This is a genomic window from Hungatella sp. L36 (genome assembly GCF_014288035.1).
In genome coordinates, this window is sequence record NZ_JACOPC010000001.1 from 1,195,301 (window position 1) to 1,216,402 (window position 21,102).

General features: G+C 46.5%; 22 protein-coding genes. 15 read left to right on the forward strand and 7 right to left on the reverse strand.

What is annotated here, in order from left to right:
- Nucleotides 1-3 precede the first annotated feature (3 nt).
- From H8S80_RS05150 to H8S80_RS05160, 3 genes are all read right to left on the reverse strand, one after another.
- Nucleotides 4-1,002 (reverse strand): FecCD family ABC transporter permease, encoded by a 999-nt coding sequence (locus tag H8S80_RS05150; RefSeq protein WP_117630433.1) that lies wholly within the window; start codon nucleotides 1,000-1,002, stop codon nucleotides 4-6.
- Nucleotides 999-1,967 (reverse strand): FecCD family ABC transporter permease, encoded by a 969-nt coding sequence (locus H8S80_RS05155; protein WP_243006282.1) that lies wholly within the window; start codon nucleotides 1,965-1,967, stop codon nucleotides 999-1,001. The genes H8S80_RS05150 and H8S80_RS05155 overlap by 4 nt, the downstream gene beginning before the upstream one ends.
- 73 nt (nucleotides 1,968-2,040) lie before the next feature.
- On the reverse strand, nucleotides 2,041-3,060 hold the full coding sequence (locus tag H8S80_RS05160; RefSeq protein ID WP_117630435.1) for an ABC transporter substrate-binding protein: 1,020 nt from the start codon (nucleotides 3,058-3,060) through the stop codon (nucleotides 2,041-2,043).
- 727 nt (nucleotides 3,061-3,787) lie between these two features.
- Between H8S80_RS05160 and H8S80_RS34115 the strand changes: the two genes are divergently transcribed.
- The 5 genes from H8S80_RS34115 to H8S80_RS05185 all read left to right on the forward strand — a co-directional run bounded on the left by H8S80_RS34115 (nucleotide 3,788) and on the right by H8S80_RS05185 (nucleotide 7,177).
- The gene (locus tag H8S80_RS34115) at nucleotides 3,788-4,252 is read left to right on the forward strand and encodes a helix-turn-helix domain-containing protein (protein ID WP_243006281.1); all 465 of its coding nucleotides are present in this window, start codon (nucleotides 3,788-3,790) and stop codon (nucleotides 4,250-4,252) included.
- A gap of 166 nt (nucleotides 4,253-4,418) precedes the next feature.
- Nucleotides 4,419-5,198, forward strand: a complete 780-nt coding sequence (locus tag H8S80_RS05170; protein ID WP_117630437.1) for an immunoglobulin-like domain-containing protein — start codon at nucleotides 4,419-4,421, stop codon at nucleotides 5,196-5,198.
- Nucleotides 5,199-5,649: 451 nt separating this feature from the next.
- Complete coding sequence (locus H8S80_RS05175; RefSeq protein WP_117630512.1) at nucleotides 5,650-6,312, forward strand: suppressor of fused domain protein; 663 nt, start codon at nucleotides 5,650-5,652, stop codon at nucleotides 6,310-6,312.
- 91 nt (nucleotides 6,313-6,403) lie between these two features.
- On the forward strand, nucleotides 6,404-6,814 hold the full coding sequence (locus H8S80_RS05180; RefSeq protein ID WP_117630438.1) for a VOC family protein: 411 nt from the start codon (nucleotides 6,404-6,406) through the stop codon (nucleotides 6,812-6,814).
- 63 nt (nucleotides 6,815-6,877) lie between these two features.
- Nucleotides 6,878-7,177 carry a YciI family protein gene (locus H8S80_RS05185; protein WP_002599898.1) on the forward strand — a complete coding sequence of 100 codons (300 nt, stop codon included), beginning with the start codon at nucleotides 6,878-6,880 and terminating at the stop codon, nucleotides 7,175-7,177.
- 230 nt (nucleotides 7,178-7,407) lie between these two features.
- Here H8S80_RS05185 and H8S80_RS05190 read toward each other — a convergent pair whose 3' ends face one another.
- Nucleotides 7,408-7,902 carry an RrF2 family transcriptional regulator gene (locus H8S80_RS05190; protein WP_025531782.1) on the reverse strand — a complete coding sequence of 165 codons (495 nt, stop codon included), beginning with the start codon at nucleotides 7,900-7,902 and terminating at the stop codon, nucleotides 7,408-7,410.
- Nucleotides 7,903-8,040: 138 nt separating this feature from the next.
- Between H8S80_RS05190 and H8S80_RS05195 the strand changes: the two genes are divergently transcribed.
- Nucleotides 8,041-8,412, forward strand: coding sequence for a pyridoxamine 5'-phosphate oxidase family protein (locus H8S80_RS05195; RefSeq protein ID WP_117630439.1), 372 nt, complete (start codon nucleotides 8,041-8,043; stop codon nucleotides 8,410-8,412).
- 123 nt (nucleotides 8,413-8,535) lie between these two features.
- On the opposite strand, the gene H8S80_RS05200 is transcribed toward H8S80_RS05195, so the two are convergent.
- Nucleotides 8,536-9,423: a LysR family transcriptional regulator gene (locus H8S80_RS05200; protein ID WP_002599895.1), complete on the reverse strand. Its 888-nt coding sequence runs from the start codon at nucleotides 9,421-9,423 to the stop codon at nucleotides 8,536-8,538.
- Between the two features lie 124 nt (nucleotides 9,424-9,547).
- On the opposite strand from H8S80_RS05200, the gene H8S80_RS05205 reads away from it, so the two are divergent.
- From H8S80_RS05205 to H8S80_RS05245, 9 genes are all read left to right on the forward strand, one after another.
- Entirely contained in the window at nucleotides 9,548-10,051 is a 504-nt protein-coding gene (locus H8S80_RS05205; protein WP_002599894.1) for a flavodoxin, read from the forward strand.
- A 135-nt stretch (nucleotides 10,052-10,186) separates the two neighbouring features.
- Nucleotides 10,187-10,939, forward strand: coding sequence for a carboxymuconolactone decarboxylase family protein (locus tag H8S80_RS05210; RefSeq protein WP_117630440.1), 753 nt, complete (start codon nucleotides 10,187-10,189; stop codon nucleotides 10,937-10,939).
- Nucleotides 10,939-12,276: an MATE family efflux transporter gene (locus H8S80_RS05215; protein ID WP_117630441.1), complete on the forward strand. Its 1,338-nt coding sequence runs from the start codon at nucleotides 10,939-10,941 to the stop codon at nucleotides 12,274-12,276. The genes H8S80_RS05210 and H8S80_RS05215 overlap by 1 nt, the downstream gene beginning before the upstream one ends.
- Before the next feature lie 22 nt (nucleotides 12,277-12,298).
- Nucleotides 12,299-13,186, forward strand: a complete 888-nt coding sequence (locus H8S80_RS05220; protein ID WP_002599891.1) for a MurR/RpiR family transcriptional regulator — start codon at nucleotides 12,299-12,301, stop codon at nucleotides 13,184-13,186.
- A gap of 271 nt (nucleotides 13,187-13,457) precedes the next feature.
- A complete protein-coding gene (locus H8S80_RS05225; protein ID WP_117630442.1) occupies nucleotides 13,458-15,377 on the forward strand; it encodes a beta-glucoside-specific PTS transporter subunit IIABC in 1,920 nt (639 codons plus the stop codon).
- 16 nt (nucleotides 15,378-15,393) lie between these two features.
- Nucleotides 15,394-16,791, forward strand: a complete 1,398-nt coding sequence (locus H8S80_RS05230; protein WP_002599889.1) for a glycoside hydrolase family 1 protein — start codon at nucleotides 15,394-15,396, stop codon at nucleotides 16,789-16,791.
- Between the two features lie 476 nt (nucleotides 16,792-17,267).
- On the forward strand, nucleotides 17,268-17,921 hold the full coding sequence (locus H8S80_RS05235) for a hypothetical protein (protein ID WP_147338525.1): 654 nt from the start codon (nucleotides 17,268-17,270) through the stop codon (nucleotides 17,919-17,921).
- Between the two features lie 6 nt (nucleotides 17,922-17,927).
- The gene (locus H8S80_RS05240; RefSeq protein ID WP_117630444.1) at nucleotides 17,928-18,755 is read left to right on the forward strand and encodes an FG-GAP repeat domain-containing protein; all 828 of its coding nucleotides are present in this window, start codon (nucleotides 17,928-17,930) and stop codon (nucleotides 18,753-18,755) included.
- 76 nt (nucleotides 18,756-18,831) lie between these two features.
- A complete protein-coding gene (locus H8S80_RS05245; RefSeq protein ID WP_117630445.1) occupies nucleotides 18,832-19,332 on the forward strand; it encodes a hypothetical protein in 501 nt (166 codons plus the stop codon).
- A 269-nt stretch (nucleotides 19,333-19,601) separates the two neighbouring features.
- Here the strand turns inward: H8S80_RS05245 and H8S80_RS05250 are convergent, their stop codons facing one another.
- Complete coding sequence (locus H8S80_RS05250) at nucleotides 19,602-20,441, reverse strand: alpha/beta fold hydrolase (RefSeq protein ID WP_117630446.1); 840 nt, start codon at nucleotides 20,439-20,441, stop codon at nucleotides 19,602-19,604.
- The gene (locus H8S80_RS05255; RefSeq protein ID WP_117630447.1) at nucleotides 20,438-20,896 is read right to left on the reverse strand and encodes a helix-turn-helix domain-containing protein; all 459 of its coding nucleotides are present in this window, start codon (nucleotides 20,894-20,896) and stop codon (nucleotides 20,438-20,440) included. The genes H8S80_RS05250 and H8S80_RS05255 overlap by 4 nt, the downstream gene beginning before the upstream one ends.
- Between the last annotated feature and the right edge of the window lie 206 nt (nucleotides 20,897-21,102).

Here is a 21,102-nt window from a genome sequence, read left to right on the forward strand (position 1 = left end):
TCCTTATATCTGCCTGCGAAGCAGAATGAGAAAATAGGGCGCAGCCAGGACGGAAATTACGATTCCGACCGGTATTTCTATGGGGCCAAAAAGGGAACGCCCTATGGTATCCGCAAGCAGAAGCAGCAGCCCGCCAAACAGCATGGATGCGGGAAGAAGCAAAGGATGCCGTCCGCCTACAAATTTTCTGGCTATATGTGGGGCGACCAGTCCGATAAAGCCAATACCGCCGCTGACGGAAATACAGCTGGCGGCCAGCGCCACAGCCACAGCCAGCAAGATTTTTCGTTCCCTTTCCACCTGAACCCCCAGCGCAAGGGAGACATCTTCTCCCAAAAGCAATAAGTCTAAAACCCCCGTTTTTGTGAAAAGCAGAGGAATCAGAAGCAGCAGATAAGGAAGCAGCGCTTTTACCTGATACCAGCTGGTTCCCCAGATATTACCAGCCAGCCATCTGGCCACCAGCTGATAGCTGCTGTTTTCCATGTCAGCCGCCATAATCAGCATAACAGATGAGAATCCGGCTGAAAGGCCAATACCGCCGAGCAAGAGGTAAGCCGGCCTGACCTTACCGTTCCTTTTTGAAAAGACGTACAGCAGCACCGCCGCCAGCAGACCTCCCGCCATGGCGAAGAGGGGCTGAAAGATCATTGTGCTGGTGTGCAAAGCTGGAAATAGTGTCAAAAACAGCATAACGGTAAAGCCTGCTCCAGCGTTGATCCCCAATATTCCTGGATCAGCCAGCGGGTTTTCTGTCACCGCCTGCAGGACACAGCCGGACAGGGCCAGTCCCATTCCGCACAGGACGGCCAGAACAATGCGTGGAAGACGAATCTGCAAGAGAATTACAGATGCATTGGGATCTCCCGGATTCAGCAGGCTTGCTATGACATCAGAATAGGGAATCCTCGAATATCCGCAGTTGACGGATAGTAAAACAGCCGCGATCATTGCGATCAGGAGAACCCATGGTACAGCCTTCTGCCTGTGTTCCTTTTTCATAGAATCGCTCCTTTCTTCCGATATGTCAGCGCCAGAAAGACCGGAACGCCGATGGCGGATACCAGGGCGCCGACCGGCGTATCAAAAGGAGCGTGGACAGTACGGGCTGCAGCATCCGCAAGGACAAGCAGAATCGCCCCCAAAAGTGCAGAGCCTGGCAAAAGCCTTCGATAATCCTCACCGGTGAGGAAGCGTACAATGTGAGGGACGATTAGTCCCAGAAATGAAATTCCGCCAACCAGGGATACGCTCGCACCAGCCAGAATAAGTACCACGATCGTGCTGAGGAGTCGAACCGCCCGTATGTTTATGCCAAGCCCCGCCGCGCTTTCCTCCCCCAGAGCCAGGATCGATAATCGCCCTGAGAGGAGCAGACTGACAAAACCTGCGCCCAAAATCCATGGAATGGTCAGGACAAGGCTCTGCCATGTAATCCCGGACAGGCTTCCGGCTGTCCAAAAAGACAGCGATTTGGAAAGTCCGAAGGTGAGAGAGACCCCTTGGCTCAATGCCGTTAGCAGGGCGGAAACCGCAGAACCGGCCAGTATAAGCTGGACAGCCCCTGTTTTGTGTTTGCCGGTTCCCAGCCCGTAGACCAGCAGCACGGCCAGAGCCGCCCCCATAAAAGCCGAAAGCATCATACCGATGCTTGGTAAAGAGGGAAAAAGGACCGCGGTCAGAGCAACGAAAAATCCAGCCCCCGCATTGATCCCTAAAAGTCCGGAATCCGCTAAAGGATTTCTCGTTACGCCCTGCATGACACCGCCGGAAAGGGCGAAGGCCGCCCCGGTAAAGCATGCGGCCAGTGCTCTGGGCATACGCATCACGAGCATAATTCTTCCGAGATCAGTTAAGTGTGCCGGGCGAAAAATCGCATCCGCCAATACATGTATATTTCCGCCTGCCACTCCGATGCTGACCGAGAACAGGAGAGAAAACAGCAGGATACACACCATCAGAACCATGGAAAGTGCAAAGCCCGCTTGTGTGCGAAGCCATTGCAGGGGCATGCGGGGAGAAGAGGCCGTAGCTTGTGGCTTACTCGACATTGCTTTGGTTTATAATGGCATTTGCCAGTTTCTCTATATACAGCAGCTTGCCATTCGCGGTGTACGCCATATTATACTGCGCCTCATTCTTACCGTAATATACGTTTCCGTTTTTTACCGCCTTCAAGTTCTGCCAGACAGGGCTTTTGCCGGTATCTCCAACCTCTCCGTCATCACTGAAAAAGAAAATATGATCTGCATCGATTTTCGAGAAGTATTCCGCATCAACGACCTCTCCCCACACATCCTCCGGAACACCGGATGAGGGAGCCAGCTTCAGCTCATCGTAGATCAGCTCACCCGGGCCTCCGGTCCTGTAAACGTAATAGGAACCAAAATGTACCGAATTCGCTTCCAGAACAGCAAAAGTCTCGTTTCCAACCACCTCCTTTACCTTCGCTGAAAGCTCCGCTGCCTTTGCATCATAGTCAGAAAGCCACTGCGTTACAACATCCTCTTTGCCAAACCACTGGCCAAGCTGCTGAAAACGTCCCCTCCAGTTGACGTAGCTGATGTCGTCGGTGATCATGACCGTAGGGGCGATCGCTTTGAGCTGTTCATATACCTTGTCATGGCGAATATTCATAATAATAAGATCTGGCTTCAGCTCGGCGATTTTTTCCAGATTTAAATCACCGGAAGCGGATGCTCCGGAATAGTTGCCTACGGTTTCAACATTGTTTTGAGTGAAATATTCCTGAAGATAATCGGGCACTGTTATGCCGTCAAACATACTGGTATTAGCCGAAGCAATAAATGGCATATCCAAAATAATCAGTTCATCAGCCAGACCCGAAACGTCTGCTATACGTTGTGGATGAGCCGGGATTTCAACCGTGCCTTTCATATCTTCAACCGTAACGGTATCACCATGCTGCGCTTCTGGTTTTGTATCCGCAATGGAAGCTGCCGCCTGCCCGGATGTCTGTGATGGATTTGCTGAGTACGAGCACGCGGTCAGTGCTGCAGCCATCATGATAATAATTGGAATTGTAATTTTCTTTTTCACTTGGAACCTCCTGAAATGAATTATACTTTGAATGGTTAGAAAAGACTAACTTCGGCAAGTATACGAAAAAGCAGACTTTCTTTCTGCCCTGAAACGGAGGTTTCCTGCCCCTTGACGGAATTGCCTGTGTCAGCGGCTTTTTGCATTACTGATTAAAATTAACCATCATAGATGGGTTGTTCCTATTGACTGGTTAGGGAAAACTAACTATAATAATAGTCGGTTCATAATCTGTTTTCTGTTTTTTAGCGTATTTTCCTTGTCCCGGGCGGGACATGATAAAGGATGGGTGAAAATGTCATATTTACCATTAAAGTTTGAGGCATCCAATATATTTCCGAAAGAAATCATTGCGATACGGCCAGATGTACATATCGTGGTTTCTTCCGGTACATTTTCCGATCTGGTAAAGAGGAAATCCGGTACCACATCTCCTGCGTTTGAGCTGAGTTATACCCGCATAGCCCCTATTTGCGGAGAAGTAGGGCGCAAAGCTGTGGAACTGAGGCCTGGATATGCAACGCTGGGGTTTCTGGGTGAAACGAGTGCATATTCAGAATATCACAGCGGCCAAGAGGTACATCTGTATTCTATTTGGGTTAGCCCATGCTCGTTTGATGGCTTTTGTGAAGCTGTCTGCGGTAAAAGCAGTATAGGGTTTCGTTCCTTTCAGAAGGATTCTTACTCCTCTTATGGCTTTAAATGCGATGCGAGGGAAGAGAGTATCATGAACAAACTGGATCTGTGTTTTATTAATGAAACAAATAAGATCAATAAGCTCTTGATGGAAAGTTATATCCTGGAACTGTTGTCCATCAATATTGACAGACTGCTCTGCAGGGACAACGGAGGGGATTCCATAAGCCAGCTCACCAGAACCGATATTGAGAGTTTAACCTATGCACGCGAGATTCTGTTAAGCCGTCTGGAATCCCCGCCTTCTCTGCTGGAATTGTCCCGTATGATTTGCATGAACGACTGCAAGCTGAAACGCTCTTTTAAACAGTACTTCGGGAACACCGTCTATGAATTTGTCCGGGAACAGCGGCTGGAAAAAGCATTTGCACTATTAGAGCAGGGGGGTCATAATGTGAGTGAGTCGGCCTTTGCCGTGGGGTATACAAATGTAAGTCATTTTTCGGAGTCATTTCATAAAAAATTTGGGATTCTGCCTCGTGAGATGATTCGGTGATTTCCCGAATGCCAATGAAGTTTACCCGCAAAACGCAGTCAATTACCGTTTAAGAGGATACATCATCGAAATTTTAAACATTCGCAAGAGAAACGTAATACCTCATTCTGTCCGAATATAGTATACTTAATATACCAAATATTTCAAGAACGAGGAGTGCAATGGTATGGGAAGCAGGAGATGGAGATGGAGATGGATCTGGATCTGGACTGCTGGGGCAGCTGTCCTGCTTATGGTCTATAGCAGCAAGGGGGGAGTCGTTTCACAGACGAACCAGAAAGCGGAAGCGGAACAGACAGCGCCGACGGGCTACCCGTCCGGCGAAATACAGCGTGCAAGTGTCTGTTACAATGGAACGCTTTATCTCTATACAGCAGATGGATTTGATCTGCCGCTGGGAGACGGATTTGAAAAGGCCGGCACCATTGCTGCCGTAGACAATACAGAATATCCATCAGAGGATTTTCATGCCTCCAGGCTGGATCCAGGCCAGGAAGTCTATGGGAACAGGGATGAGCCAGATCGTATTTATGTTAAATATAACAGTGGCTTTGGTCTTTTTGAAAAGGCTGAGGATGGACTCAATACGCTGGATGGAGTGACAATGAAAGCGGTGGAAGGCAGTGCCGATTCTGGATCGGTTAAGCTCTGTATTTTGAATGAGACGGATTTGGATATCATGTTTGGCGAAAATTATGAATTACAGCATTTCGTGAATGGACAGTGGCAAAGCGTTCCCTATATAATTGACAACTGGACATTTAACGCGGTTGGATATGAGGCCCGAAAGGGGAGTCCGGCGGAGATAACGGTCAATTGGGAGATATTTCATGGCTCCATGGAGCCGGGGAATTACCGGATCATAAAGACCGTGAACGATTTCCGGGGAACAGGGGATTATACTACATATTACCTCGCGGCGGAATTTGAGATTAGGCAGCGGTGAACGGATTCGTAATGAGTGAGTACGGGAAATGCATTTGGATTCTGAATTATGTGCCTTCTTAATGTGAACGTGTTTGAATGTAAAAAGTATATGAATGTAAAAATGTTAGAATAAGATCAGGCGGAACCATGACGCTTGGTCTTTTTTGCTTCAGGTATCAACTTTTTTATAGGGCTGCTGCTGTTTCCTGTCGGAGAAACTCATTTTAAGAAAGATAAAAATAGAATATAAGCAGAAGAAATGATATAATGAAATACACAGACTTTATGCGCAGGAGAAACGATCATCTGAGACAAACGCTGAAAGAAAAATGGTTAAACAATAGTTGAAAAGGAGTACAGAGCATGAACCAGAAAATCACTGACCGTCTGCGATAAAACAGCAAAAAAGGAAAGAAAAGAAAAAAGGCTTCAAAGGAAAAACGGAAGCTGCGGAGGAAAATAATGATATGATGTCCTACGAAGAATTTATTAAAAAGCTGGAGGAAGAGGAAGATTGGGCGCCTGGCTGGGAGGCCATAGATGAGGTGTTTGATGAGCTGTATCCGAATCAGACTCCTGAACATTTCGGAACAAACATGTTAAAACGTGCAATATTCGGCGGAGACCAATATATTGATGGCTATTCTGTTTATTCATCGCCAAATGGGTACAAGCATATTGTTACTTACGGTATGACGCAGCTTTATGCTGAAAAGGATAGCTTTGGCGGCGACTGGAGTAAATGGGGCTACGAGATGACGATGAAGCTTTCAGCTGTAAATACGGACGACTGCATGTGGGCCATAGATGTGCTGTCGAATCTTGCACGCTATACCTATACATCTGAACGCTATTTCGAACCCTATCAGCTTATTGGAAATAAAGGAGAACCGATTAAGGGGGGCTCCGATACTGCAATCACGGCACTTCTTACTGTATCAGATACGGAAGCACATGGTATAGATACTGTTTATGGAAGAACAGACTTTATTCAGCTTGTCGGTATCACACAGCCAGAATATGAAATGCTGAAGAGTGATATTTCCAAGGCGCAGGAATTCGTTGAAAAATTGCGTGAAAAATATTCAAACCTGGAAACGGATACAGACAGAACAGAATCCATATTATTTTGATAGATTTGGATTGGTTGAACTGGAAAATACAATTGCCTGGGAGCATCGGAATTGGCTAAATGAATGATATGACAACAAAGGAGAATATAATATGGTCGGAAAAGAAGTAAGAATAGGCGCGTGCCTATTAGCTGGCGATATGGAGTGTATGGTTCGATTCTACAGAGATACTTTGGGCTTTCATACGGAATGGGATGGTGGGGATTTTGCAGAGTTTAAGACGGCAGGCGGTGAACTGTCCTTATTTATGTATAGCAGGAAGGCATTCGTGCAGGCAATTGGTGAAAGCTACGTTCCGCCCAGGGGAATAAATCAGACCTTTGAAATTGCCCTCTGGCTCCCCTGTTTTGCCGATGTAGATGCGGAATATGAGCGGTTATCGAAGATGGATTTAAGATTCCCAACGGGAGGCCCCATGACTTTTTCCTTCGGAATCCGCAACTTTTATGTTGCCGACCCGGAGGGAAACCTGCTTGAAATCGGCAGTACAAGTGAAACGTAGTTTTATGAGTTTTTGGTTCTTATACCAAATTGGAAAATTGGAATAGATGAAGGAGCGTGTAGAATGGAAAAATTAATGTACGTGATGATGATCGAGAAGAGCAGGACTTATAATAAGCTGACAAAGAAAGCAGTCACAGAGCATGTTGAGAACATAAGAAGGCTGGACGATGAGGGAAAGCTGGAAATTTGCGGCGTGTTTAAAGGTTATCCGGGGATGGCAGGTATGTATATTCTGAAAACAGACAGTCGTGAGGAGGCAGAAGATATTTGCAGCAGGGAGCCATTGGTTACCGGTGGATATGCAACATATAAATTGGTTGAATTGCAGGTTGCGAATCGGGAAAATAATTATCTGCTGTGATTATGAAGTATCCTGGTTCAATCCCCGGAGGGGGAGAGCCGTTTAAAAGTTCAGGCAGTTAGGAATTCACATTGCACGGGAAGATTTCGTTGTTGGTTACAGGGGGGCATTTATCTTTCCAACCTTCCTGTGGCTGTTATTAAAACTGACCGGTCACTGACATAACAGATTTGAGACAATTCAAAGCATCAGGCTCTTATAATGGCCATTGAAAAGATGGCTGAGCAAATCTATTTAATGGATTTGCTCAGCCACTCCTCTATGGACTGTTTCTTTGTATCCGTAAAATCTTTATAAACTTCCTCCTTTAGCCAGGCCAGGTTTTTACTGGAAAGGTAATTCCGCATCTGATCCTCTGCTTCCTGCATAACAACTTTAATCAGGCATGGTTTGCTGCAGTTACAGGCATCATTTTCATCTGCCAAAATATTATTTTGTCTGATTTCCGCGCACTGGAACATATAAGACGGCCCTTCTATCGCTTCGACGATATCCCAAAATGAAATATTCTGTGCTCGTTTGGCAAGCTCATACCCGCCCTTTGCCCCCTGGATGGAACGGACAATTCCCGCTTTTCGTAATTTTGTAAAGATTTTCGAGAGATATGTTTCGGATAATTTGTTGAGTTCAGCAAGCTCTTTGATTCCGATCGTAGAACCAACCGGCATATCAACCATATAAAAAAGCGAGTGGAAAGCGTACTCGACCCCTTGACTTAATTGCATAGAATCACTCCTTTACAGATAATGTTTATCTATTATAGCATATTATTTTGCGGGCATCAATTGACTTTTTAAAAACAGTGTGATATAGTCTCTATTACAGATAACAATTATCTATAATATACTTAATTGGAGGACTATATGTTTAATGAATCATTTATAGAAGTGCTGAATCATGAGGGCGTTGTTTCAGTAACATCCTGGGCAAATGAGAAGGCTCATGTTGCCAATACCTGGAACAGTTATCTATTTCTTACCGCAGACAATAGAATACTGATCCCAGCTGCCTGGTTTAACAAAACACAAAAAAATGTTGATGTGCAGAACAAAGTGATCGTCACCTTAGGCAGCCACGAGGTCCAGGGGAAAATGGGGTTGGGAACAGGATTTGTCGTAGACGGTACAGCCAAATTCCTCACGGAAGGCGCTGATTATGATATGATGAAAGAAAAGTATTCTTTCCTTACGCGTGTTTTGGAAATAACACCGGAAAAAGTAAGGCAAACAATTTAAATAATTAACAGCTCCAGCCATCGTTACGCGGCTGGAGCTATTTTATTGTGTATTAAGAAAGTGCTCTTACGCGAGAGTCCAGCTTGCCGGACTCTTTATTTCTTAAACAGAATACGCGATTTGTCAAATCAATTCTTTCACCGCATCGACAAACCGCCTGATATCGTCCTCCGGATTCAAGGGATACAGAAGCCCATAAGGAATGCTGTATTCCCAGTTTACCGGTATGGTGACAAGTCCCGGATGCACGTCCTGCCAGCATTCCAGTGAGAGCAGCACATTTTCCGTTTCGGCGCAGCGGTTAAAGACCGAGATATCGTAAAAATGCGGAGTATCTTCGATTTGAATTTCCGGGTGATTCCGATTTAAGTCATTCCGGATAAAGTCATTGGTGCCGGAATCGCCCTCGGCAACCATCATAAGCGTCTCTCCGTAAAGGTCAGAGATATCCAGATTCTGTTTGCAGGCCAGGGGATGCTCTCTGGACACGGCACACATCTTTTTGTAGCGGCCAAGCTGGAGAAAACTGCATTTTTCCATCCAGAGTCTCGAGTCGCAGACTCCAACCAGAAAATCGAATTTTTTACCAAGCTGTGCAATCTCGGAGAGGATGCCTTCGTGATTGTCTTCAAAAGGAACCAGGTGAAGTTTGTAATTGGGGAAGGCCCGATTGACCCTGTACCAAAGATCCATAAACGGTTTAGCCGGATTTAAAAGGGAAGTTCCCACACAGAACATGCGGTCGGCATCATCCATGGCCTGCCTTGCCTGCTCGATGGAACGCCTGGAATAATCGAACAGAAAACGCGCATCTCTGTAGATGACTTCTCCGGCGGGAGTCAGATGAACGCCGTGCGCACTGCGCAGTAGAAGCTTCAGATTCAGATGCTTTTCCAGTGCATTGATCTGTTTCATTACAGCGGTCGGTGAGAGGAATAGAGCTTCTGCCGCTTTTGTAAAGCTGCCGCAGTCGGCAACACATACAAAGACGGTCAGCTGGGGATTAAACATGGTCAGCCTCCTGGATTAAACAGAGTATAAACTATAAGTTAAGACCAAAGTAACATATTGGAGATTCCGTGTCAAGAAATACTGTTTTATAATTAAGTCAGAAATTAAAAAGGAGGCAGGTAATATGGCAGAACTCATTGCTTATTTTTCAAGAAAGCATCAAAACTATGTGAACGGGATGCTCAAAAACCTGGAAGTTGGCAATACGGAGATTGCTGCAGGCATTATTCAAAGGTTGACAGGAGCAGATCTCTTTAAACTGGAGCCAGTACAGGAATATTCCAGGGATTACAACGAATGCATCGCGGAGGCGCAGGTGGACCAGAGGCGGGACGCCAGGCCAGAGTTAAAGCATTATCCGGAAGAATTTGAGAAGTACGATACAATTTATCTGGGCTTTCCAAATTACTGGAGCACGATGCCGATGGCAGTATTCACATTTCTGGAGCATTTTGACTTCACCGGTAAAACGATTTGTCCGTTTTGCACCCACGAAGGCAGCGGTATGGGCAGCAGTGAGGCGGATATCCGCCGCCTTTGTCCCGGCGCAAAGCTGAAAAAAGGTCTGGCGATCCGAGGCGGAAGCGCCGGATCTGCGGAACCGGAGATACGCAGGTGGCTGAAATGACAGAAGGCAGCTGAAATGACAGAAGGTAGCTGAAATGACAGAAGGCAGCTGAAATGACAGAAGGTAGCTGAAATGGCAGAAGGCGGCTAAAATGGCAGTAAATGACCACGAATAATTCAAGGAGGGAACAAAAAAATGGCAGTAAAACAGACAGCAGGCAGGGAGGCACTTGGTACGTTTGCACCGAAATTTGCAGAATTAAATGACGATGTTCTTTTTGGGGAGGTCTGGTCCAGGGAGGATAAACTTTCCCTTAGAGACCGTTCACTGGTTACCGTGACAGCGTTAATGGCACAGGGACTTACCGATTCCTCATTTAAATATCATTTAGAGACCGCGAAGAAAAATGGAATCACGAAAACAGAGATCGCCGAGATTTTGACACATGCGGCGTTTTATGCAGGCTGGCCCAAGGCGTGGGCGGCATTCCGCATGGCGAAGGAGGTCTGGACGGCTGGTGAGGTGACCGCCAGCGCCAAAGAAGAGTACGCGGACAGCATGATATTTCCAATTGGGGAGCCGAATGACAGCTTTGCAGAATATTTCACCGGCCAGAGCTACTTAGCACCTGTTTCCGCAGACCAGGTGGGTATTTTCAACGTAACCTTCGAGCCGGGCTGCCGCAATAACTGGCATATCCACCGTGCCGATAAGGGCGGCGGGCAGATACTTATCTGTGTCGCGGGGCGTGGATATTACCAGGAATGGGGCGGGGAGGTACGGGAACTGTTACCGGGCGATGTGGTCAACATTCCAACAGGCGTAAAACACTGGCATGGTGCGGCGCCGGACAGCTGGTTCTCACATCTGGCCGTGGAAGTCCCGGGGGAAAATGTGGGCAATGAGTGGTGTGAACCAGTAGATTTTGCAGGAGACCAGAAAATTTGATGGCAGGACACTTATTTTCAAATAAAGAATTGAAAAAATTGATCCTGCCCCTGTTCATGGAGCAGCTTCTCGTCATGCTGGTGGGAATTGCAGATACCTTTGTAGTCAGTTATGCGGAGGAGGCGGCGGTATCCGGCGTTTCACTGGTAAATTCTTTTAATACCATCTTCATTTACCTTTTCACGGCGCTGGCTTCCGGAGGCGCTGTGATTATCAGCCAGTACATCGGCAGACACGATACGGAACCGGCGGGGGAATCGGCCAGCCAGCTTTTTACCGTATCCCTGCTGTTCTCCGCTGCTGCGGCTGTAGTCATATTAATGCTGCACAGGCAGATCCTGAGGCTGATGTTTGGAAAAGTGGAGCCGGAGGTGATGGAGGCCTGCGTGACCTATTTACGGATCTCCGCTTATTCTTATCCGGCCATTGCGGTTTACAATGCTGGAGCGGCGGTTTACAGGAGCGTTGGAAAAACCAGTACCACCATGTATATTTCGGTGCTATCCAATATCATCAATGTCATCGGCAATGTTATCGGTGTATTTGTATTAAATGCAGGCGTGGCAGGTGTGGCTTATCCTTCCCTGGCCGCACGAATGTTTTCTGCGGTGGTAATCACTGGTCTCTGTTTCCGTAAAAGGGAACGTGTGCAGTATCGGTTGGGATGGATCCTACAGTGGAACCGGGACTTAATGAGGCGGATCTTAGGCATCGCCGTTCCAAACGGGATAGAAAACGGCATTTTTCAGTTTGTGAAGGTCGCCCTCAGCAGTGTTGCCGCGCTGTTTGGAACGTATCAGATAGCGGCGAATGGAATTGCGCAGAGTATCTGGTCCATGGCTGCCCTCGCCGGAGTGACAATGGGCCCTGTGTTTATAACCGTAATCGGCCAGTGTATGGGGGCAGGCGACAGCAGCCAGGCGGAGTACTATTTTAAAAAGCTGCTGAAAATCACGCTTCTGCTTTCCCTGATATGGAATGCCATGATTTTTGCCGTGACGCCATTGCTTATGAAAGCCTATATTCTGGCAGATGAAACGAAACGGCTGGTGATTCTGCTGGTATTGATCCATAATGTTTTTAACTCGATTGTATTTCCGTTTTCGGGGCCGCTGGGCAACGGCCTCCGCGCGGCCGGTGATGTGAAGTTTACCATGGTGGTTTCGATTGCCTCTACAATTGGAGGAAGGCTTATTTTTTCCCTGCTGTTCGGAATTGTATTCCAGATGGGAGTCATAGGTATTGCCTGTGCCATGTGCCTGGACTGGCTCCTGCGGGCGATCATCTTCTATGTGCGTTTTAAGGCTGGTAAATGGAAATGTTTTAAAGTTATATAAGCAAAATACGGGGGAAGCGCCTATGTTCTTATTTCAAAAAATAGAAGAAACCATGATGAGATACACCGATGCCCGTCATGCGGTGGGGGAGTTTATTCTGCAGGAGCAGGATAAGCTGTATCAGTATACTGTGACTGAGATTGCAGAAAAGACATTTACATCGAAAGCGACGGTTGTCCGGTTTGCAAAGGCAATGGGGTATGATGGCTGGAAAGAATTTATGAAGGATTACATTGCCGAGGTGAATTACCAGAAAAAGTATAAAAATACAGTTGATTTTAATATACCGTTTCAGAAAGAGGATGGTATCGATACGATCGCTGAAAATATCAAAAAATTGCAGATGGAGAGTATTCGTGAGACGGCAGATCTGCTGGATAAAGAGGTGCTGAAAAAGGCCGCGGATTATCTGGCCGGAGCAGAAAATATCGTGATCTTCAGCAGCAGTCCCAATACATACCTCGGAGAACTGTTTAAGCGGAAGCTTCTCACAATCGGAAAGCGTGCAGCTGTTGCGAAGAGCGGAGAGGCGGGAATCGAGGCGGCAACGCTGGGCCCGCAGGATCTGGCGCTCATTATCTCTTATTCCGGAAACAGTGTCACGCAGAATCCGGTAAACCGAATCGGGCTTCTCAAGAAAAATCATGTGCCAATCATCGGAATTACAAGCGGGGGCGATAATTATATGCGGAAAAATCTGGACTGCATTATTACCATGTCATCCAGGGAGCGCCTTTATAGTAAAATCGCAAATTACGCGACGGAGGAATCTTTAAATTATATTTTAAACGTCCTGTTTTCCTGCTGCTTTGCCTCTCAGTACAAGCAAAATCTTGAGTTTAAGATAAAAAATTCCCGGTTATTGGAACAGGAACGAGTTACGATGATGAAAGAAATGCAGGACAGGTAAGGCCTGTGAAAGGGGCTGTGCGATACGATTATATTTGACTTCGTTCGTCACGGCTTCTTTTATTTCTGCACAAAAAATGTTTCCTGTTTCAGAAAGTTTCATGAAAACATAACAAAAGCCGCAATATATAAAACTTAGTTTTGGTATTTGCTGTTTGCTTGATTGGCAAAATGATTTGTGGTTTACTGTGCTTAAGAAGAGCGGAAGCGCTTTTCCGGATGCGTGCAGCACAGGTAAAAGGTCCATTCACAATGAGAGGGGAGTATTTCATATGAGCAGAAAGTATGAGAAGTTAGCAGCGGAAATCGTAAAGAACGTAGGCGGAAAAGAAAATATCAATGACGTCTACCACTGTCAGACGCGTCTGCGGTTTAAACTGGCAGATGAAGAGAAGGCGGATGACAGGAGGTTGGAGGAAACCGATGGAGTCGCAAAGGTGATCCGAAACGCAGGGGTATATCAGGTAGTCATTGGAACCCATGTTGCGGATGTGTTTGAGGAGATCGAAAAACTGGCGGACGTCCGCAAGGATAAAGAGGAGGCAGAAGCAGCCGGGGAGAAACAGAATGCTTTTACAAAGATCATAGATTTTGTGGCCGGAGTCTTTCAGCCGGTGATACCGGCATTATCCGGCGCCGGTATGGTAAAAGCCCTGTTGGCGCTGCTCGTAGTTATGAAGGTGATATCCAGCAGTTCCCAGACGTATTACCTGTTGAATTTATTTGCAGACGGCGTCTTTTATTTTCTGCCCATGATCCTGGCTTTTACCTGTGCTCAAAAGCTCAAATGCAATCCGATCCTGGCGGCCGGCGTTGCAGCTATGATGCTTCACCCGAACTGGACAGCGCTGGTGGCGGCAAAGGAAGCGGTGAATTTTTTTAACGTAATCCCATTTACTCTGGCAAATTACGGTTCCTCAGTTATTCCGATCATTCTCATTATCTTTGTACAGTCTTTTGTAGAAAAAAGGCTGAAGAAGTGGATTCCAAAGGCCGTGGAGCTGGTCTTCGTACCAATGCTTACCTTCCTCATTATGGGGACTCTGGCATTCTCTGTATTAGGCCCTATTGGTGCAGTTTTTGGCAATTATCTGGGACAGTTTTTTACCTTTTTGAGCGAATCGGCTGCATGGGCGCCGGCAGTTTTAGTAGGCTCTGCACTCCCGGTGATGGTAATGTTCGGTCTTCATAACGGTGTAGCGCCGCTGGGCGTTATGCAGATGGCTAACCTCGGATACGACAGCATTTTCGGGCCGGGCTGTGTGTGCTCCAATATGGCGCAGGCCACTGCGACAACCGTTGTCGCCCTGAGGACAAAGAATAAAAAGACAAAGCAGATTGCGGTATCCGGTGCAATTACCGCTTATATGGGAATTACAGAACCGGCTCTTTACGGTGTCTCCCTGCCGAAAAAATATCCATTGGCGGCAGCCATGATCGGCGGAGGTCTGGGCGGACTTTATGCAGGGCTGACCCACACCCACCGATTTGCCACCGGCTCCTCCGGATTACCGGCGGTCCTGCTGTATCTGGGGGACGATACGACCAAGTTTTTCGTAAATATCATCATTGCCATTCTCATCTCAGTCGTAAGTACCGCTGTGATAACCTTACTGTTGAGCTTCAAGTTCGAGAAGGAAGAATGTTCAGACAGAGATGTGATAGGAAAAACAGAAGAAAATGCAGCGGAAAATATAGAAGCAAATACAACAGCAGAAGATACAGCAACAGATACGCGGGTATTTCAGTTTGGATCTCCGGTAAAAGGCTGGGTAATGCCGTTAGAAGAAGCTGAGGACGAAGCATTTGCCTCCGGCGCATTGGGGCAGGGCGTAGTAATTGAACCGGAGGAGGGGGTGGTGAGAGCACCGTTTGACGCAACAGTAGCAGCCCTTTTTCCAACAAATCATGCAATCGGCCTCGTTTCCGACAGTGGTGCGGAGATTATGGTACATATAGGAATTGACACCGTTCAGCTGGAAGGCAGATACTTTGAGGCATTTACGGCGCAGGAAAGCCATGTGAAGGCAGGCGATGTGCTGATTAAGTTCGATCTCGATGCCATAAAAGCCGCGGGATATAAGACGCAGACCATGGTAATCGTGACCAACAGTTTTAACTATAAAAAGATAGAAGCAGAGAGTCATAAATCCACAGACGGCAGCGGTCATTTGATGACTTTGATGAAATAAGAAGGGGGGCTGAATGATGTTTTATAAAACCTTGAAAAAATTTCCGGATGACTTTTTGTGGGGAGCTTCTACGTCCGCATATCAGGTCGAAGGGGCTTATGATGAAGATGGTAAAGGCCTGTCCGTACAGGATATCTATGAGACCCCGGAAGGGATCACCGATTTCAAAGTGGCAAGTGACCATTACCACCACCGGACGGAAGATGTTAAGCTGATGGCGGAGATGGGGCTGAAGGCATACCGGTTCTCCATCGCATGGACAAGGATTATTCCGGATGGAGACGGTGAGGTCAATACGGCAGGCATTGCATTCTATAATGATCTGATTGATGAATTGATTTCCAACAGGATTGTCCCGATTGTAACGATGTATCATTTTGATCTGCCGCTTAAACTGCATGAGAAAGGCGGTTGGAGCAGCCGGAACACGGTCGATGCGTTTGAACGGTATGCGAGAGTATTGTTTGAGAACTTCGGTGACCGGGTGAAATACTGGCTGACCATAAATGAGCAGAATGTGATGATCAACCATCCAAACGCCATGAACCCCGGAACGATTCCCTCGAAAAAGGAACTGTATCAACAGTGCCATCACATGTTCTTAGCCGGGGCAAAGGCAGTCATACTCTGTCACCAGTTGTGTAAAGATGGCAAAATTGGCCCGGCGCCAAATATCACGGCCATATATCCGGAGACGTGTGCCCCGGCGGATGTGATTGCTGCCGATGACTGGGAAAGTATCCGCTGCTGGCTTTATCTGGATATGGCGGTTTATGGAAGATACAACTCCCTGGCGTGGTCTTATCTGGAGGAAAAGGGATATGCACCAGTGATGGAACCGGGGGATATGGAGCTCCTTGAAAAGGCAAAGCCGGATTATCTCGGCGTCAATTACTATGCCACAGCCACCGTGAGCGCAAGCCGGAATGATGGAACGGACTGCCAGCCGCGTGGCGGCGACCAGCAGGTCATGATCGGTGAGGAAGGCGTCTACCGTGCGGGCCAGAACCGGTATCTGGAGAAAACGGAATATGGCTGGATTGTAGATTCCATCGGCCTGCGTGTCACACTCCGGCGCATCTATGACAGATACCATCTGCCGCTCTTAATCACCGAGAATGGGCTGGGAGCCCGGGATTTGCTGAGCGAGGATGGCAGCGTACATGATCCATATCGGATCGATTATTTGAAGCGCCATTTTGAACAGGCACAGATGGCTATAACTGATGGCGTGGACTTGATTGGTTACTGCCCGTGGTCTTTTCTGGACTTAGTCAGTACACATCAGGGATATGGAAAGCGGTATGGGTTTGTGTATGTAGACAGGGATGAAAGTGATTTGAAAGATATGAGAAGAATAAAAAAAGACAGCTTTTACTGGTATCAGAAGGTAATTCGGTCGAATGGGATTTAGGTTTTTGCATCGGTAACCGGAAAAAGGAAGGTGTTTGAAAAAGATTGGGTGAGCGTTTTCTCCTGGTCTTTTTTATTTCACAATTTCACAGGAAAGTTCATCTTATGAAATATCCCCGGGGGATGCATACTACGCGCTATGGAAATATGGCCGCTGAAGCGACCGCGCTCCGGCGCGCAAGTCCGGTTTGCCGGACTCTTTGTTTTTGCAGTTGAAGATAGAGGAAATACTTCCCCTTAAATTGCCTCATGAATGAAGGACAGAGGCGTTGGAGTGCCGACAATAAATTCTTATGCCATATACCACAAATATGGAACTCTGTATTTAAAAATAACTGGAAATAGCATATAATTGCAGTAAGGAATAAGAAGGGAACTTACATTTATTCAGGTGCGGTGTACCGGGAACAGCGGCTCCTATATGAAGAATAGCACTTTAAAGAAGCGTCTGCCTGTTGGAGATGGATGGAGGAATGGATGGAGCGGAGAAAAAGATGGGATGCAGCAGCTGCTAAGGAAACCGTGGTTTTCAGAAAATACGAAAAACGGTATTTTCACAAAAAACTGGCGTACAGGATCGTATTGGGACTATTTTTGTATGGCTTCGGGGCATGCCTTATTCTGTCCCTCTATCTGACGGCGGAAGAGCAGTATAGGAACCGAAGATACGAAAATATATTTATGACCGCATTGTTAAATCAGAAAAATATGAACGGAGACACGGAGGTTCAGGAGACACAGGGATCGGTCGATCCAGGCAGTTATATCGCCGGGACGGTCATCTGGAGTGTACTTTTCCTGGGCGGGTACGGTTACTATCTTTGTTCCCTGGTTCAGAGCCATCAGGAATTTCAGAAAAGATCCCTGTATTGCAGGAGAACAGCCTGCGTTGGAAAAGAAGATTTCAGAATCAGCGCCTGTGTGGATTTGATGACAGAGGAGGGGAAGATCCTGGAGGGACTCACAGTTCCGCTGTATGTGCTGTCGGAACTTGAACTGCATAAGCCCGTTTATCTGGTAACCACTGACCCGAAAGCTTTCTATGAGCAGGCAGACATTTACCCTTCGCCGTATTCAGAAAAAAATCCGTTGGATTTACCGGATGCCGCTGAGTTCTTTTTCCGGAGGTGATCATATATGGGAAAAATAGTGCTGTTTCTTACCCTGCTGTCGATATTTTCCTGTGCAGTACCGATTCGGACCTCCGATTGGTTCATGGGAAATGCGGAAGCAGTTCCTGAATACAAAGATCCCCAATTCTCCGAATATCGTATCCTGGCAGTCAACAACCTTCTTCTTGGCGGATATTGCGATGGAAGATGGATCGAATGGCCGGAACTTTATCCCATGATGGCGGAAACGAATGATTATAAAATGTACATAGACGGCCTTTATCAGGGGACCGCATCAGGGCAGAAGGAGATGGAACACAGTGCGGAATTATATTCCGGCGCGGAGGTGCATTTTCCAGATTTCGAGTATACGAGCGATGAGTATCACAGTATCGTGTCATTTTCAGGAGAAGAAGATATGGAGATTTTGAGCGGCAGTAAAATTACTCCTGAAAATGAAAGATATCGTCAGGTACTGAAGGAGTATCTGGCGGGGATCGGTGTGAAAGAAGAATTCCGATTAACGGATGTTACTAAAATTGATTTGGATGGGGACGGACAGGACGAAGTATTTGTCCAAGCATACCATGATGCAGATATGATCGGGAATTCGGAAGGTATCCTTTATATGCGGAAGGTGATGGAGGGGGAAGTTAGATCATTTATAATTCCGATTACCGAGCCAACGGCTGCCGCGGATCATTTGAAAATCGAAGGCTTTTTCGACTTAAACGGCGATGGGATGAAGGAACTGCTGATTTCGACTATGGGAATCGGTTATCACAGCTATCTGGTATATGAGTTTAAAAATAACGGGTTTACAAGAGTATTTGAAAATGGGGGAGATCATTGAAACGAACGGAAAAAAATGAGAAATGTCTGACAGGGTTACGGGGAACTGAGAGTATTTGGCGATTGGAGGAAGATAGATGAAACGTGAGAGTATTATTAAGCTGATGTGGATCTCTTTGGGAATTCATGTGGGACATTTTCTGTTAGAGGGGATCGTGGCTATGGGCCAGAGGCAGATTATGGCGTTGTCCATGGCGCCGGATTTTGAGGGGACCGTGTTCCCTGTGCCGTATCTTTTGGCTGGCAGCGCCGTGTATCTGGTGATCCATGGAATTTTGACGGTCATTTTGGCAGGGCAGTTGAAGAAAGGCGGGAATTCCATTGCGAGTGAGGTGCTTGTAGTTATTCTGTTTGGAGGTGCCCTCGGCTGGTTCTCCATAATTGGAAACGGACTGGTCTCACGTCTGGTCGGGGCATATCTGGGGAGTATCGGACTGGCAAGCTTCTCCATTATCAATCGGGCGCTCTCATTTTTCAGTCCGATTCGTACAGTGGCCATCAGCCTGCTGATACTGGCGAGCGGGATGTCGATGTATTGTAAATTGGAGGATAGAAAGCTGCATATGGGGGAAGTGTGACTGGAGAAACCTGTTTAATGAAAATCTTCAGGTGACGGTGGTAAATGCTGCAAAGGATTTGGATGGTGCAGTTTGAGCGAACATTCTGAAAATGGACCGGCCGGAAGTCTCCCGAAGCCTCTGGAAATCCAGCTGGCTGTGAGGGAGACTTCGTTGGCCGACAGTGCACGATTCCGCTGGCACAGCAGCAGCCATCTTGCCGGGGTGCTTGTCTTTGTTATCCTTCTAATATTTTAATTTCGTAATATCTCTTATCTGTTTATCGCTGCTCACGTGTCTTGCAAAAAATGTAGAATCTCCTGTTCCATGCCGACTAAAGAGTGCCCCTTTTCCGGATATTGTCTGACCGTGCAGTGGCTTATGAAACGAACGGCGCGTTCTTTTGTTTCCTGTGACTGAATCATGATATCTTTTTCACCGAGCAGGATCATACATGGCATTGATAACTTTTTTAGGTCTTCGTCAGTAAACAGGGGAATGATTTCCTGTCTGGCATTGAATACGGACGTAATTAACTTTTGGTATTCCAATTGGTCTTTCGGTATAGCAGTACCGCCATTGATTTCAGTAAATAATTCTGTGACACCGGTATCACCTTTGGGGAGCAGCTGCATCGCTCTAACTGCAAATTCCGGATTCTGTGAGCCAATCCCTGCGGGTGCCAAAAGCACAGCTTTTTCTACACACTCCGGATAAAGAATGGAAAATTTCAGAGCGATCCAGCCACCTAAAGAATTTCCGACCAGAAAAGCCTTGCCGATTTTCAAAAGGGAAAATACTTCAGAAAGCCAATAAGCATAATCATCGCTTTCGAACGAAAGCTGGCGTTCATCACTTTTCCCCGGTTCTCCTGGGATATCAAGCGCAATTACACGATAATAATGTGAAAGCGTCTGAATATCATCTATCCACATGGCCGAGTTCATACTGCTTCCATGCAGCAGTATGACGGTCTGTCCGTGTGCTTTTCCAGAAATCAAGGCAAATGTATCGCCATATTGCGTAGGTAAAAGGAGCTGCTCATAAGACACAGATAGACTTTCCAGGATCCTTTCGTAGTATGCTGTAACAGCAGTCTTTCCTTCTTCCGTTATAAATGCTTTTTTCATAATATTTCTCCCCCTGTTTTTTCATCAGAACTTCCCGTTACGACGGCAATGAGATCCAACATTTCCTGCATAAATGGAAGTTGTCCCCACAGAGCAACGCGAACTTTGCTTTCGTGTTCCAAATACTGCGTATGCATAGTAGACTTCCCATATTTTTCGGGCTTGCAGTTCATGGCCGCTGTCAGCAGGTTTACGATCCCTATTCCCTCGTCGGTCCTATCTGTCAAAATGTCAACCACACAGGAAATATTGATTCTATCTTGCGCACTTTCAAGTGTAGCCTGCCCTGTCAAACCAATATTTTCCGTAAATACACTTAAATCATGTCCTGACACACGCCAGCTCTTCCCGACCTTACTGGCCCGCAGTTTCCCTTCGCGTATGTATCTTTGAATTGTTTTCGGGTGCATCGTAAGCAGCTCAGCTACTTGCTCAACCGTATAATATTTGTCCATTCCTAATTACTCCTCATTATTTCTTAATAATCATTATAAGGTGATTATAGGTAATAATAAGAAATATGTCAAGACTTATTAATAAATGTAAATAAAAACCAAAATAATATTCGCAGATGTCATAACAACACTTAAATTGGCTTTCTGCATTTTCTTTAAAAAAGACTCGATATTTGCAACTTTTTGCCCTCATTATTTGTCTAAAA